General features: G+C 65.2%; 14 protein-coding genes and 1 tRNA gene. 2 read left to right on the forward strand and 13 right to left on the reverse strand.

The window, feature by feature from the left end; translation table 11 throughout:
• Positions 1-50 precede the first annotated feature (50 nt).
• From ETX26_RS14245 to ETX26_RS05165, 9 genes are read right to left on the reverse strand one after another with little or no spacing between them, the layout of a single operon-like run.
• A complete protein-coding gene (locus tag ETX26_RS14245; protein ID WP_165271691.1) occupies positions 51-221 on the reverse strand; it encodes a hypothetical protein in 171 nt (56 codons plus the stop codon).
• Positions 218-985, reverse strand: coding sequence for an MBL fold metallo-hydrolase (locus ETX26_RS05130; protein ID WP_129523571.1), 768 nt, complete (start codon positions 983-985; stop codon positions 218-220). The genes ETX26_RS14245 and ETX26_RS05130 overlap by 4 nt, the downstream gene beginning before the upstream one ends.
• Positions 982-1,758, reverse strand: a complete 777-nt coding sequence (locus ETX26_RS05135) for a TatD family hydrolase (RefSeq protein WP_129523572.1) — start codon at positions 1,756-1,758, stop codon at positions 982-984. Before ETX26_RS05135 ends, ETX26_RS05130 begins: the two co-directional genes overlap by 4 nt.
• Positions 1,758-3,317, reverse strand: a complete 1,560-nt coding sequence (gene metG / locus ETX26_RS05140) for a methionine--tRNA ligase (protein WP_129523573.1) — start codon at positions 3,315-3,317, stop codon at positions 1,758-1,760. The genes ETX26_RS05135 and metG overlap by 1 nt, the downstream gene beginning before the upstream one ends.
• Positions 3,310-4,272 (reverse strand): DNA polymerase III subunit delta', encoded by a 963-nt coding sequence (locus tag ETX26_RS05145; protein ID WP_129523574.1) that lies wholly within the window; start codon positions 4,270-4,272, stop codon positions 3,310-3,312. The genes metG and ETX26_RS05145 overlap by 8 nt, the downstream gene beginning before the upstream one ends.
• Positions 4,269-4,910: a dTMP kinase gene (tmk, locus tag ETX26_RS05150; RefSeq protein ID WP_129523575.1), complete on the reverse strand. Its 642-nt coding sequence runs from the start codon at positions 4,908-4,910 to the stop codon at positions 4,269-4,271. Before tmk ends, ETX26_RS05145 begins: the two co-directional genes overlap by 4 nt.
• Positions 4,907-6,067 carry a D-alanyl-D-alanine carboxypeptidase family protein gene (locus ETX26_RS05155; protein ID WP_225425507.1) on the reverse strand — a complete coding sequence of 387 codons (1,161 nt, stop codon included), beginning with the start codon at positions 6,065-6,067 and terminating at the stop codon, positions 4,907-4,909. Before ETX26_RS05155 ends, tmk begins: the two co-directional genes overlap by 4 nt.
• A gap of 31 nt (positions 6,068-6,098) precedes the next feature.
• Complete coding sequence (locus tag ETX26_RS05160) at positions 6,099-7,085, reverse strand: SPOR domain-containing protein (protein WP_129523576.1); 987 nt, start codon at positions 7,083-7,085, stop codon at positions 6,099-6,101.
• Positions 7,069-8,094: a lytic murein transglycosylase gene (locus ETX26_RS05165; protein WP_129523577.1), complete on the reverse strand. Its 1,026-nt coding sequence runs from the start codon at positions 8,092-8,094 to the stop codon at positions 7,069-7,071. Before ETX26_RS05165 ends, ETX26_RS05160 begins: the two co-directional genes overlap by 17 nt.
• A 123-nt stretch (positions 8,095-8,217) precedes the next feature.
• Here ETX26_RS05165 and ETX26_RS05170 point away from each other — a divergent pair.
• A tRNA-Ser gene (locus ETX26_RS05170) sits at positions 8,218-8,307 on the forward strand.
• A 67-nt stretch (positions 8,308-8,374) separates the two neighbouring features.
• Positions 8,375-8,578: a hypothetical protein gene (locus ETX26_RS05175; protein ID WP_129523578.1), complete on the forward strand. Its 204-nt coding sequence runs from the start codon at positions 8,375-8,377 to the stop codon at positions 8,576-8,578.
• Here the strand turns inward: ETX26_RS05175 and ETX26_RS05180 are convergent.
• The 4 genes from ETX26_RS05180 to lpdA are packed head-to-tail and all read right to left on the reverse strand — an operon-like array spanning position 8,560 to position 13,544.
• On the reverse strand, positions 8,560-9,288 hold the full coding sequence (locus tag ETX26_RS05180; protein WP_129523579.1) for a sulfotransferase-like domain-containing protein: 729 nt from the start codon (positions 9,286-9,288) through the stop codon (positions 8,560-8,562). The two genes, ETX26_RS05175 and ETX26_RS05180, sit on opposite strands and share 19 nt — an antisense overlap.
• Positions 9,285-10,211 (reverse strand): aminotransferase class IV, encoded by a 927-nt coding sequence (locus ETX26_RS05185; RefSeq protein ID WP_129523580.1) that lies wholly within the window; start codon positions 10,209-10,211, stop codon positions 9,285-9,287. The genes ETX26_RS05180 and ETX26_RS05185 overlap by 4 nt, the downstream gene beginning before the upstream one ends.
• A 4-nt stretch (positions 10,212-10,215) precedes the next feature.
• Positions 10,216-12,078 carry a monovalent cation:proton antiporter-2 (CPA2) family protein gene (locus tag ETX26_RS05190; protein WP_129523581.1) on the reverse strand — a complete coding sequence of 621 codons (1,863 nt, stop codon included), beginning with the start codon at positions 12,076-12,078 and terminating at the stop codon, positions 10,216-10,218.
• A gap of 56 nt (positions 12,079-12,134) precedes the next feature.
• Positions 12,135-13,544 (reverse strand): dihydrolipoyl dehydrogenase, encoded by a 1,410-nt coding sequence (gene lpdA / locus ETX26_RS05195; protein WP_129523582.1) that lies wholly within the window; start codon positions 13,542-13,544, stop codon positions 12,135-12,137.
• Positions 13,545-13,612: the final 68 nt, after the last annotated feature.

Genomic DNA, 13,612 nt, shown 5'->3' on the forward strand with positions numbered 1-13,612 from the left:
AGAAAACGATAATATATATTATGTAAAGAGAGATCGACTGAGAGGGCGCCCTACCGGCCGATCAGCGAGAACACGAATGCCACTCCGACGAAGATCGCGATCCACACGAGGGCCATGCGCAGACTCTTCTTCAAGTCGAGCCGGAACGACGCGTACGCGGCGGTGGCGACTGCGAGCCAGCCGATCAGCGAAACGATGCGAAGCGTATCGAAGTCGGTCACAACACGATCTCCATGCCGTCGTACCCGACCGCGACGCCGGTGGGCACTTCGCCGGATATCGTCGCGTAATCCATGCTTTTGTCCAGGTGAGTCAGCACGGTGCGTCGCGCCCGGCAGCGCTCCGCGAGTTCGAGAGCCATCCCGAGGTGCGCATGCGTCGGATGAGGATCACGGCGCAGGCAATCGGTAACGAGCAAGTCCACATCGGCGAAGACATCGACCATCTCCGCACGAATTTCACTGAAATCTGTGGCGTAAGCGACAGACTTCCCGCCGCTTTCGAATCGGAATCCGGTCGATACGGCCGGCCCGTGCGGCATCTGGCACCATTCCACCGCAAAGCCGGCGCAGAGCCTCAGGCGGTCGAGTGCTTCGAGCGACACGATCGTGGGATAGCCATGCTGACCGGCGAAGACGTAGTCGAACCGTCTCCGCAGCCGGTCGGCCGTTACCGCGGAAGCGTAGCCCGGGATAGGACCGCCACGGCCGTACCGCAGCACGCGCAAATCATCGATCCCGTGGCAATGATCAGCGTGATCGTGCGTCCAGAACACCGCGTCGATCGCGTCGATCCCGTTCGCCAGGAGCTGCTGGCGCAGGTCGGTCGAGGTGTCGACCAGTAATCGCCGCCCTTCGTCGCTCTCCAGCAGTATGGAGACGCGCGTACGCCTGTTCTTCGGCTCGTTCGGGTCGCATTCCCCCCAGTCCTCGCCGATCCGCGGAACCCCGGTCGAGGTTCCCGAGCCGAGGAGAATACACTTCATGCCGCAGCCTTGGTGAAGAGCCGCTGGAAGTTGCGCGTAGTTGTCTCGGTGAGGCGCTCGAACGGTTCGTTCCGCAAGTTCGCCACGAACTGTGCGGTGTCGCGCACGAATGCCGGCTCACACGGCTTGCCGCGATGCGGCACGGGCGCGAGGAACGGACTGTCGGTCTCGACGAGAAGTCGGCCTTCCGGCAATTTCTTGGCGATTTCTTGGAGTTCCGTGGCATTCTTGAAAGTCACGATACCCGACAGAGAGATGGTCAGCCCCAGATCGAGAACCCTGTGTGCGAAGGCGGCGGAAGCGGTGAAGCAATGGATCAGGGCCGGGAATGCCCCCTTCTCCATCTCGTCCGTCAGGATCGTGACCGTATCATCCTCCGCGTCGCGCGTGTGGATGATTACCGGCAGTCCGGTCTCCCGCGCAACGCCGATGTGCATGCGGAACAGCGCCTGCTGCACGCTGCGATCCGACCGGTCGTAATAGTAATCCAGCCCGGTCTCGCCGATGCCGATCACCCGTGGGTTCTCGGTCGCCGTGCGCAGCTCGGCAGCGCCGAGATCTTCATGGGCATCGGCCTCGTGCGGATGGATGCCAACGCTCGCCCAGACATCGCGCTCGCGCTCGGCGGTACCGACGACCCGCTCCCACTCTCCACGCCGTGTCGAGATGTTGAGGAAGCCCGCCACCCCGACCGCACGCGCGCGGGCAAGCACCTCGGGCTGGTTTTCCGCCAGTCCTTCGTATTCGAGGTGGCAATGGCTGTCGATCAGCATCAGACCGTCTCGGTCTCCGGTAACTCCAGACGCGGAAACACCCCGACCGGCTTGTCGAGAACGAACCCGCTCTCAACGAGCGCTTCGAACCAATCCGCGTTCCCGATTGCGGCAAAGCCGCGCCCTTCCCCGGCAATGCCCATCTGGTCGAGCAAGACGTCGGCTGCCGCGGGCACGACCGGTCGCACTGCAATCGTCAGATCGTGCACGCAGCGAAAGAGCGTCATCAGCACCGCCTCCATCCGCTGCGGATCGGTCTTCCGCAGCGTCCAGGGGGCCTGCTCGTCCACATATTGATTGCACGCGAAGACCGCACGAAGCCATGCCTCCAGCCCGACCGAGAAATTGAGCCGCTCGAATTCGCGTGGCAGCTCGTCGAGGCAAGCGACACGAACCGCTGCCATCAGCGCCTCGTCTACGGGATCATATTCACAGGTGGTAAGTTCCCCGCTCATATTCTTGTGAATCATGGATAAAGTGCGTTGCGCCAGATTGCCGAAGCTGTTCGCAAGCTCGGCATTCGCGCGGGTGACGATCGCTTCGGGCGAATAGCTGCCGTCCTGCCCGAACGCGATCTCCCGTAGAAAGAAATAACGCAGCGGATCGACACCGAAGCGTTCTGCGAGTTCTATCGGGTCGGTGACGTTGCCGAGCGACTTCGATTCTTTTTGCCCGCGATTGAGCAGAAAGCCGTGTCCGAAAACCTTCTTCGGCAGCGGCAGGCCCGCACTCATCAAGAACGCCGGCCAGTAAACCGTGTGGAAGCGGACGATGTCCTTGCCGATCAGGTGCAGATCGGCGGGCCAGAACTTGCGCCAGAGCTCGGTCTGGTCCGGATAACCGAGGCCCGTGACGTAGTTGGTCAGCGCGTCGACCCAGACGTACATCACATGTCCGTCGCTGCCCGGCACCGGCACGCCCCAATCGAAGCTGGTCCGACTGACCGAGAGATCCCTGAGGCCGCCGGAGACGAAGGCGATCATCTCGTTGCGGCGGCTCTCCGGTTCCACGAAGCCGGGCGTCCGCAGCAATTCGAGCAGGGGTTCCTGATACCTCGAAAGCCGGAAGAACCAGCTTTCCTCTACCGTCCACTCAACCGGGGTACCTTGAGGAGAGAGCTTCTCCCCGCCCTCGCCCTCGACCAGTTCCTTCTCGTCGTAATAGGCTTCGTCGCGAACCGAATACCAGCCTTCGTACCGGTCGAGATAAAGGTCGCCGTTCGCTTCCATTGCCCGCCAGATTGCCTGGCTGGCGCGGTGATGATCCTTTTCCACCGTGCGGATGAACCGATCATACGAAATAGCAAGCATGTCAGCCATGGCCTTGAAGTAACCCGACATCTCGTCGGCTAACTCGCGGGCCGTCTTGCCCTGCTCGGCCGCTTTGCGCGCCATCTTCAGACCATGCTCGTCGGTGCCGGTCTGAAAGCGCACTTCACGCCCCATCGCCCGCTGGAAGCGGGCGACGACGTCGGCGGCGACCGCTTCGTAGGCATGGCCGATATGCGGCCGGCCATTGGGGTAGTTGATCGCGGTGGTGATGTAGTAGGGATCAGGCATCGGCGCGCTCGCTAGCGGGCGCAGCCGAGGCGAGCAAGGTGCCGATTTCCATCACCAGCAATCCGGGATCGAAATTGTATGTCGGCGCCTCTCCTGCGAGACGGACTAGCGCGGCATGCGCGTCGATCAGCCCCGGCCAACCGTTGCGGCCTTTCCGGTCCAACTCGTTGGCCAGCACTGCACGGGCGAGGTCCAGGATCGCGGCTATACGCTCCCGATCGGGCCGTGTGCCGACCGCCTCCGCAAGCCGCCCGCGCAGATCGAGGGCTTCGTCCCCCTCGCGGACGATCCGCGCCATGAGCGTGTGGAGCGGACCGAGGTCGCGCTGCACGAAATCGAGCGCGACGCCGGGCGAGCCGCTGGCTGCTCGTGCAGCCGCTTCACGGGTCTCGGCGTCCGCTTCCGGCGCCCGGGTCCCTAACCAATCCGCCAGTTCCCTCTCGCCGAGTGCCGGGAATCGCAGCATGCGGCAGCGCGAGCGGATGGTCGGGAGGAGCCTCGCCGGCCGATGCGCAATGAGGAGGAAGAAGGTGCCTGTCGGCGGCTCCTCCAGGCTTTTCAGCAGCGCGTTGGACGCGCTCTTCTCCAGGTCGTCGGCCGGATCGATGATCACCGCGCGCCGCGCGCCCAGCGTGGGGCGCGTCGTCAGCTTCTGCTGCATCGCACGGATCTGTGCCACGGTGATGTTGCGCCTGACCTCGTAGGGCTTGCCCTCGTCGCGCTTTCTTTCTTCTTTCTCGTCCTTCGGCTGATGTGTGAGCACATGCACGTCGGGGTGCGGGCCTGTGGGCTGGGCAACCCCAGGCTCGGCGCACAGTTCGCGCGCGGCCGCCTCCGCAAAGCTCATCTTCCCCAGCCCGCGCTTGCCGGCGAGAAGCCACGCGTGGTGCATCCGCGCGCCGCTCAGCGCGTCACGCCATTGCCGCCAGGCCTCGTCGTGGCCAAGCAACGTCATCGCACAGCATCCCGTAAGAGTGGCTCGATCGCGGTCACCACGCGTTTGTGGACCTCCTCCGGTGTTCCTGCGCCGTCGACGACGACGAATGCGGCAGGATCGGCAGCCGCGAAACTGCGGAACGCATCCGCTACCTGCCCATGATATTCGGCATCGCGGCCACCGATCGCATCCGATAGCCCACCGTCCCGCGCGGCGAGGCGTTTGGCCGCGAGCTCGGGTGTGACGTCGATCAGGACCGTCAGGTCGGGCCGCAGCCCGCCGCTGCCGATCTCGTGCAACGCGCGCACTGCTGCATCGCCGAGGCCACCCGCGCGCCCCTGGTAAGCCCGGCTCGAGTCGACGAAGCGGTCGCACACGATCCAGCGGCCGCCTTCAATGGCAGGGCGGATGCGGCGTGCAACATGATCGGCGCGCGCAGCGGCGAAGAGCAGCGCCTCGGCGGGCGTTCCCCATCCCTCCCCCGGCGGAGCGAGCAGCAGCGCGCGAATGGCCTCCGCTCCCGGAGTGCCGCCCGGCTCTCGCGTCAGTTCGGCATCGATGCCGCGCGCTGCCAGCGCTTCGGCCAGCATCTTTGCCTGCGTGGATTTGCCCGTTCCTTCGCCACCTTCGAACGCAATGAACCGGCCGCGCGTCATCGAAACATACCCACCACGCCGTTCACCAGCCGCTGCCAGCCGTTCGCCTCTTCGACGGCCTGGCCGGCCAGCAACGGAACGCGCGAAGGCGGCGCGCCTTCGACCGCAATCTCGAGTTCGGCGACCCGCTCTCCTTCTCTCAGCGGCGCCTGGAGCGGGCCGTCGTAGCGAATAGTCAACCGAGGCGTGATCTCGGCACCGCGGGGATAGGTGGCATGGATCGGCCCGGCGGCCACCAGCGGCACGGTGCCCCGCGCGCCCTCCTGCACCAGCGCTTCGCCAACGTAGCCGCCGCGCGGGTAGAGCGCCCGTGTGTCGAATGCGTCGAACCCCCACTCCATCAAGGCGATCGAAGCGTCATTGCGATCGCGCGGTGTCGGTGCGGTCGCGGCGACCATGATCAATCGCCGACCGTCACGCTCGGCGCTGCCGAGAAAGCCGTAACCCGCCTGATTGGTGAAGCCGGTCTTGATCCCGTCGGCTCCTTCGACCCGGCCGGTGATCGGATCGTGGTTCGCCTGCGCGATCCCGCGGTAAGACATGCCCTCGCGTCCGAAGTAGAAGCGGTAGAGATCGGGATGACGTGCGATCATCTCGCGGGCGAGGATCGCCAGATCGTTTGCGGTGGTGAACGTCCGCCCTTCGTCCATCCAGCCGTTCGGCGTGCCGAAGTGGCTGTCGGTCATCCCGATCTCGCGCGCTTTCGCATTCATCATCGAGACCCAATTGTCGACCGATCCCGCCGCACCTTCGGCAAGCACGACCGACGCATCGTTCGCCGATACGCTCGCGATGCCGAGGAGGAGCGTTTCTACGGTCACCGGCTCCCCCCGGTCGAGGAACATGCGCGAGCCTTTCCCATGCCACTCGCGGTAGGCGTGCTCGCTCATCGCGTAAGACTGGCCGGGCGAAAGCTTGCCCTCCTCCATAAGTTCGAATGCGAGGAAGGCTGTCATTACCTTGGTGATGGAGGCGGGCATGAAACGCCGGTCGGCCTCGCGCGAGAAGAGCACCTGACCCGACGAGAGATCGACCAGCAGCGCGATCGGTGCGCCTGCGAAGGGCTGGATCCTCTCGGGCGCCGGGTCGGCGCCGCCCGCTGCACTGGCAAGTGCCAGCGCGGGAACCATCGCAAAATATCTGGGAATACCGGTCAATTGCGCTCCCGCCGCCGGCGGGACCGGCGGATCAACCTGCTGTGGACACTCTCGCGTCGCTATAACCGGCAGCGCGTACCTTGGCGAGCGCGGCTTCGGCCTGTCCCCGGGTTGTATAGGGGCCGGTGCGGACGCGGTAGAACCGTCCCGCTTTCGACACGAAGCCGCCCAGCGTCTCTGCCGCACGATCGGCGTTGGCCTTGCTCGAGAAGGCGGCCGCTTGGACCACGAAGGCTCCGGCGGGCGCAGCTACTGCCGCCGGCTGCACCGATGCGGTCCGTTCGAGCGGCACCAGCGGGTAAACCTCGGCCGCTTTCTCGACCGGCGCAGGAGCCGGCACACCCGCCCCTGATTCCACGCGCGCAAGCGACGGGGCGGCGGGCTGATCCGACGTCTGAACGCCCGGGCGAACCGGTGGCCGGCGCCCGTCGGCGAGGCTTGCCGAGCCTTCCCTCGGCAAGTTGCGCCGCAGCACCCCGAGCAGGGTTTCCGGCGTATCCATCCGCAGCGGCGCCGCGCGGCCCGCGCGGAGATCGGCGCGCTGCATCTCGGGCGGATTGACGCGGCGGACGCGCACCGGTGCGCCTTCGCCTGCTTCGAGCTGCGCAAGCGCATCGCTTGAGAGCGCCACCAGTCGCGTGTTCGACATCGGCCCTCGCCGTTCGACGCGCACGAGGACAGTTCGACCGGTTTCGAGCGCGGTCACTTCGACATAGCTCGGCAGCGGAAGCGTCTTGTGCGCTGCCGTCACGCCCGCACCCGCCTCGCCATCCGCAGCCAGATAGCCAACCTCGTCGTAGCTCATTGTGTCGGTCGGAACGTATTCGACGCCGTCGATGGTGAACGGATCGCCGAGCACCAGGGGAAAGTCGGCCGCCGGTCCGTTCGCCTGGGCGGCGAGCGGGGAGCCCGCTCCTGCGGCCGGATGTTCGCCTCCGCCTGCCGCACCGCAGCCCGCCAGGACCGCGCTCAGCGCAAGCGCAATGGCTCCACCAGACAGGTCATCGGGCAATCTCATCTGCAAGCAACCCCACACTCATCGCGTAGTAATTCGAGCAGTTGTATTCGAGGATAACCCTATAATTTGCGGTTAAGAGCCAAGCGGGCGTACCCGGCCCGTCGGGCTGGAACAGGGTCGCCATGACGGATTCGTCGAGCGGGCGCTGCGGTTGGACGCCGAGCGCCCGCCACTCGCCGACCGTGCGCCATTGGCTGTGCCGCTCGTGAACCCGCGGGCATACCGGGGAGGCGACCTTGCTGCGGACCGCGGACCAGTTGAACCCGCTCGGAACCGAGGCGCGCACGCCCCAGGGCTGGCCGCGCCGCCAGCCCGCATCGCGAAAGTAGTTCGCGATCGACGCCAGCGTGTCCGCATTGTTGCTGAAGATGTCTGCGCGTCCGTCGCCGTCGCCGTCGGTCGCCAGGCGCAGGTAAACGCTCGGCAGGAACTGGGGATTGCCGAATGCGCCGGCCCAACTGCCCTTGAGCTGCGAGCGCGGATAGCCTTTGTCGGCGACCTTCAGCAGGTCGACGAATTCGCCGGCGAAGAGCTCCCGCCGGCGTCCTTCCCAGGCAAGCGTTGCGAGCGCCTGGGCCAGGTCGAAACTTCCGGTCACCGCGCCGTAGGCGGTTTCGTGCCCCCAGATCGCGACCAGGATTTCGCCGGGCACGCCATATTCCCGCTCGATCGCACGGATGGTGCCGATCGAAGAGGCGTGGGCGCGCCTGCCGCCGTTGATACGGGCGGCGTCGACATGCCTGTCGATGTAGGAGGACAGCGGCGGATATCCGCTACCGCCCGACGAGGATGACCCCGGCTGCCCGCGGTCGAGTTCGATCACGCGTCGGTTTGGCTCGAGCCCCTGCGTCATGCGCACGATGGTCGCTTCGCTCACCCCCTCCGCCCTGGCTCTGGCCGTCAGCTGCTGAAGATAGGTGTCGAACGGCATGTCCTGCGCCGTCGCGGGAACGGCGGGCGTGAACACGGCGGCGGAGAGGGCGAGGGTCAGGAGAGCGCGCTTGATCATGCGGACGTTGTGGCAGAGCGCAGTTTAACCGCAAATGATTTTCGACGTTTAAGGCGTCCCCCGCAGCCGAACCGATGCGCCGGTGATGACAAGCCCCCACGTTCGCGCTAGCTGGCGCAACACGGACAGGTGGCCGAGTGGTTTAAGGCAGCGGTCTTGAAAACCGCCGTGGGTTAACGCCCACCGTGGGTTCGAATCCCACCCTGTCCGCCACCTTCAGCCTGAACTGCGATGGCGGGGTAGCCTCATTCGCCTTGCTCGGCCGACGCTCGCTGCGCGTATGCAGCAGATGATCTTCGCGCACGCCGCCCGTGCGGTTCGCCTCGCACCGGTCGCCATCATGATCCTGGGGGTCGTCGTCGATCTCGAATTCCATCGCGCCTCTCCTTCGATGAAGAAACGCGCATCGAGACAAGCGGAAACGTCCACGGCGACAGAGCGCCCCGTTTTTTCGCCGAACCGCTGTCAGGCGGTTATCGCGTGATGCCGGAGCGCTTCGTAATCGGCCCGGCACGCGTCCGCGACAGCGCGATAGCCACCTTCAAGAGTCGGCAAGGACCCCGGCGGATCGCCGAAACCGGTCGAGGCATTGACCCTGTCGTACCAATGCGGGGCCCAGGCCCCGTCTTTCGGGTGAGGCCCTGCGCGCCATGCCAGCATGGCGGGATCCCAATCGATCCCCAGCGCAAGGCACAGCTTCTCCAGAACACCCGCCGGATCGGCCAGGATGTCGTCGGAATCCACCACTGGAGGAACACTTCCGGTCCGTTCCACCTCATATTCGAAATAGCGGCGCAGCTGCGCAAAGCCGAGCATCTCCGGGCGACGCAACTCGTTCTTCGCACGATAGCTTGCGACCACGCGCTCCGGCGCGCGGATCAGGAAGGCATGCCGATGATCGGGCATATCGGCGATGCCGACCGGCCCGACCATGTGGTGCGGCATGTGCTTCTGGTACCAGACCGGCTCACCGCCTGGTGGATCGCCAGACTGCGTCGCCAGCACCGAGCGCCAGTCGCAGTCCATCGTTGCGACCGTTTCTGCCGCCATTGGATGCGGTTCACCCGTCGCTTCGAGAAATGCGCCGTAGAACGGCTCATCCGAGACCGCGCAGTCGGCGCGAGATGAGAAGCTGCGCATCATCGCCGTCGAGATGTTGCGCGGGCCCGACCACATGGCGATGCGGATGGTCATGGCCGCCCCCTCCCCGCGACATCCTGCGCGAGACGTTCGAGATAGCGTTGTTGAAGCCGCTCGACCATCGGGCCCCGCTTGGTGCCGAGTGCCCGCCCATCGACCGAGCCGACCGGCGCCACGCCTGCGAAAGTACCGGTGGTGAACGCCTCGTCGGCGCCATAGACGTGGGTCAGCGAGAAGTTGCGCTCGAACACCGGGATGCCTGCCTCGCGGGCCACTTCGATCACCACTCTGCGGGTGATGCCGTCGAGGCAGTAGTCGCCGCTCGAGGTCCAGATCTCGCCGTCGCGTACGATGAAGAAGTGCGTCGAGTTGCAGGTCGCGACGAAGCCGTGCGGATCGAGCATCAGGCCTTCGTCGGCCCCCGCCTGCGCCGCCTGGATGCAGGCCGTGATGCAGTTGAGCTTCGAATGCGAGTTGAGCATCGGATCCTGCACGTCGGGGTAGCCGCGGCGCACGTGAACCGTGAACAGCCGAAGCATCCGCGTCGCCGTTTCGGGCGCCGGCTCCTTCCATTCGGGAATGATGACGATGGTCGCCGGCGTCACCACCACGCGCGGGTCCTGATAGGGGGTGGAGCGCAGACCGCGCGTGACCATCAGGCGGATGTGCACCCCGTCGTCCGTCATGCCGTTGGCATCGAGCACCGCATAGAGCCGCCGCTCGAGCTCGTCGCGTGTGACGCCGATGTCCATGTGGATGGCCTTGGCACCTCGCCACAGGCGATCAAGGTGCCGGTCAAGGAAGGCCAGGCGGCCGTGGTGCAGCCTGATCCCCTCCCATACGCCGTCACCGAGCATGAAGCCGCTGTCGAACACGCTGACTTTCGCTTCGGCGCGCGGAAAATGCTCGCCGTTCACGTCGATCAGAATGGTCTCGTTCCGCGTATCCGGAACGTAGTGGTGCGTACCCTGCGTCATTCGCTCAATGTCCCCTCTGGACGATGTCGTCCATCATCTCGCGCAGCTTGGGATCCCACTCGGCGCGCAGCTCCCTGATCTTCGCGAGCAGCGGCTCGTTCTCGTAGGCCGGGATGTCGAGCCGGTAGAGGTCCGCGACCTCGCGCATCGAAGTGCGGTCCATTTCCTCAAACGCATCCGCCATCGCGCGGGCCGCCTGCCGGTCGGCACCGAGCGCCTCGTAGGCGGAGCGGCCCATGCGGATCGCCGCGTCATAAGTCTCGCGGATCACGTCGCGGCAGCCCATCGCCCACAGGTGGTAGACGTGGTCACGATCGATGGCACGCGCTATGACGTGGAGCTGCGGAAAGTTCTTGATCGCATACTGGACGAGCTTGTCGATCTGCTCCCGCTCGTCGAGTGCCACGATCAGCAGCCTTGCGCGGGCGATCCCGGCGGACGCCAGCAGGTCGGGCCGCGTCGCGTCGCCGAAATAGCTCTTCACGCCGAACTTCTTCAGATGCTCGAGATGCGTCGAATCGTAGTCGATCACCGTCGCCCGGCGCCCGGCGGCGTCGAGCATGCGGTCGACGATCCCGCCGACCCGCCCCCGCCCCGCAATGATGATCGGGTTCTCCTCCTCGATCGTGTCCGCCTCGCGCTCTTCCCCGCGGCAATAGGCCGCCTCGATCAGTCTGCTATAAGCGATGAACAGCAGTGGTGTTGCGAGCATCGTGAGCGCCACGATCAGCAGCAGCATGTCCGCGGTTTCGCCGTCGAGGACGAAATTGGCCACGGCAAAACCGATCAGCACGAACGCGAATTCCCCCGCCTGCGCCAGGCTGAGAGAGAAGAGCCAAGACGCCTGACGCCGGATCCCGGCCACGCGCGCGATGAGCGCGAGAACCGCAGCCTTCACCGCGATCACGACCGCTGCCCAGAACAGAACCGTGTTCCAGTTCTCCATTGCCAGCGTGAAGTCGATTCCCGCCCCGACGGTAATGAAGAACAGGCCCAGCAACAGGCCCTTGAACGGCTCGATGTCGCTTTCGAGCTCGTGCCGGTATTCGCTGTTCGCTAGGACCACCCCAGCCAGAAAAGTGCCGAGCGCGGGCGAGAGGCCGACGATGGTCATCAGCAGCGCGATGCCGATCACGAAGACGAGCGCCGTGGCGGTGAACAGCTCGCGCAAGTGCGCCGCAGCGATGAAGCGGAAGACCGGCCGGGTGAGATAGGTGCCGATGAGCACGACCGCTCCGACCGCGGCAAGCGTCGTCAGGCCGGAGAGCCAGACCGGCATGCCTTCGGTCAGGTTGAAGCCGCCGCCGTGGCCATGAGCTGCCTCCGCGCTTGCGGCCCCTGCCGTAGCGAGTTCGGGCAAGGCAAGAAACGGCAGAATGGCGAGCATTGGAATGACCGCCACATCCTGAAAGAGCAGGACTGAAAAGCTTGCTTCACCGCCCTCGCTCTTCAGCAGCCCCTTTTCGGTGAGCGTCTGCACGATGATTGCGGTGGACGAGAGGGCGAGTACCATCCCGATCGCGATCGCAGTGCGCCACTCCTGTCCCGCGGCCATCATCGCGCCGGCGAGCGCAAGCGTGGTCAGCAGGACCTGCCCGCCCCCAAGTCCGACAAGGCGCCGGCGCATTTCCCACAGCTTCTTCGGCTCGAGCTCCAGCCCGACGATGAACAGCATCATGACCACGCCGAACTCGGCGAAGGCCTGAAGAGCACTGACGTCGACCCGAAGGGCGCCGAGCAATGGCGAAATCGCCATCCCCGCGAGCAAGTAGCCAAGCACCGACCCAAGCCCGAAACGCGTGGCGAGCGGCACGGCCACCACGCCCGCCATCATGATGACGAAGGCGAGGATCAGGAACTCGGTCATCTCGCTCTCCCCCGTCCGGGTCCCCGTCGGGGACGCTTAGTGCCCGTAGGTGCCGATCAGATGTGCAGCGCGCGTCCGTAAGCGCCGAGCACGCTCTCGTGCATCATTTCCGAAAGAGTCGGATGCGGGAAGACCGTCTGCATCAGCTCTGCCTCGGTCGTCTCCAACGTCTTGCCGACGGTATAGCCCTGGATCAGCTCGGTGACTTCGGCGCCGATCATATGGGCGCCGAGCAGTTCGCCGGTCTTCGCGTCGAACACGGTCTTGATGAAGCCTTCCGCCTCGCCCAGCGCGATCGCCTTGCCGTTGCCGATGAAGGGGAAGTTGCCGACCTTCACTTCGTGACCGGCTTCCTTCGCCTTCGCCTCGGTCATGCCGACGCTGGCGATCTGCGGATGGCAGTAGGTGCAGCCGGGAATGTTGTTGCGGTCGAGCGGGTGCGGGTGGACGTCCTTGTTGCCCAGCTCCTGCGCGATCGCTTCGGCCGCGGTCACGCCTTCGTGGCTCGCCTTGTGCGCCAGCCACGGCCCCGGCGTGCAGTCGCCGATCGCCCACAGGCCCTTGGTCTTCGTGCGGCCGTAGGGATCGATCTGAATGAAACCGCGGTCCATCTCGGCGAGCTTCTCGAGCCCGACGTTCTCGGTGTTGGGCTGAATCCCGACGGCGACGATCACGTGACTGAACTCGGTGTCGGAGGTCTTGCCGTCCTTCGCCTTGATTTTCGCCTTCACGCCGCTCGCGCCGACCTTCAGGTCCTCGACGCCCGCCCCCGTCATAATCGTCATGCCCTGCTTGGTGAGCGACTTCTCGAGGAAGGTGGAGACGTCCTTGTCCTCCACGGGCACGATCCGGTCGAGCATTTCCACAACCGTAACTTCGGCACCCATATCGTTGTAGAAGCTCGCGAATTCGATCCCGATCGCACCGCTGCCGATGACCAGCAGCTTCTTCGGCATCTCCTGCGGAGTCATCGCATGGCGATAGGTCCAAACGCGCTTCCCGTCGGCCTTCGCGAACGGAAGGTCCCGGGCCCGCGCGCCGGTCGCGACGATCACGTGCTTCGCCTCCAGCTTCTCCTCGCCCTTGTCGCCTTTGACGGTCATCGAGGTCGGGCCGGTCATGGTCCCCTCGCCCATGTGAACGGCGATCTTGTTCTTCTTCATCAGGTGCGTGACGCCCTGGTTGAGCTGCTTGGCGACGCCGCGGCTGCGCTTCACCACCGCTTCAAGATCGGCCTCTATCTCCTTGGCTTTCAGCCCATAATCCTGCGCGTGCTGCATGTAGTGGAAGATCTCGGCCGAGCGCAGGAGCGCCTTGGTCGGAATGCAGCCCCAGTTGAGACAGATGCCCCCCAGGTTCTCGCGCTCGACGATTGCGGTTTTCAGCCCCAGTTGGGCGCAGCGGATCGCCGCGACATACCCGCCGGGACCCGAACCGAGCACGATAACGTCGTATTTGTCAGCCATTGGTCGAATTGCCTCGTGAAGTCTGATTGGCGCACCCGATCCCTTTCACAGTCGCTACCATGTAGGAA

Origin of the sequence: Pelagerythrobacter rhizovicinus (assembly GCF_004135625.1) — a bacterium.
Classification (GTDB): Bacteria; Pseudomonadota; Alphaproteobacteria; order Sphingomonadales; family Sphingomonadaceae; genus Pelagerythrobacter; species Pelagerythrobacter rhizovicinus.

Bases quoted from the DNA above. Each gene is read 5' to 3' on its own strand.
- metG (WP_129523573.1), bottom strand. From the start codon at position 3,317: ATGCCTGATCCCTACTACATCACCACCGCGATCAACTACCCCAATGGC.
- ETX26_RS05175 (WP_129523578.1), top strand. From the start codon at position 8,375: ATGCAGCAGATGATCTTCGCGCACGCCGCCCGTGCGGTTCGCCTCGCA.
- ETX26_RS05145 (WP_129523574.1), bottom strand. From the start codon at position 4,272: ATGACGTTGCTTGGCCACGACGAGGCCTGGCGGCAATGGCGTGACGCG.
- ETX26_RS05160 (WP_129523576.1), bottom strand. From the start codon at position 7,085: ATGAGATTGCCCGATGACCTGTCTGGTGGAGCCATTGCGCTTGCGCTG.
- ETX26_RS05135 (WP_129523572.1), bottom strand. From the start codon at position 1,758: ATGCTGATCGACAGCCATTGCCACCTCGAATACGAAGGACTGGCGGAA.
- ETX26_RS05130 (WP_129523571.1), bottom strand. From the start codon at position 985: ATGAAGTGTATTCTCCTCGGCTCGGGAACCTCGACCGGGGTTCCGCGG.
- ETX26_RS05185 (WP_129523580.1), bottom strand. From the start codon at position 10,211: ATGACGCAGGGTACGCACCACTACGTTCCGGATACGCGGAACGAGACC.
- ETX26_RS05165 (WP_129523577.1), bottom strand. From the start codon at position 8,094: ATGATCAAGCGCGCTCTCCTGACCCTCGCCCTCTCCGCCGCCGTGTTC.
- tmk (WP_129523575.1), bottom strand. From the start codon at position 4,910: ATGACGCGCGGCCGGTTCATTGCGTTCGAAGGTGGCGAAGGAACGGGC.
- lpdA (WP_129523582.1), bottom strand. From the start codon at position 13,544: ATGGCTGACAAATACGACGTTATCGTGCTCGGTTCGGGTCCCGGCGGG.
- ETX26_RS05180 (WP_129523579.1), bottom strand. From the start codon at position 9,288: ATGACCATCCGCATCGCCATGTGGTCGGGCCCGCGCAACATCTCGACG.
- ETX26_RS05190 (WP_129523581.1), bottom strand. From the start codon at position 12,078: ATGACCGAGTTCCTGATCCTCGCCTTCGTCATCATGATGGCGGGCGTG.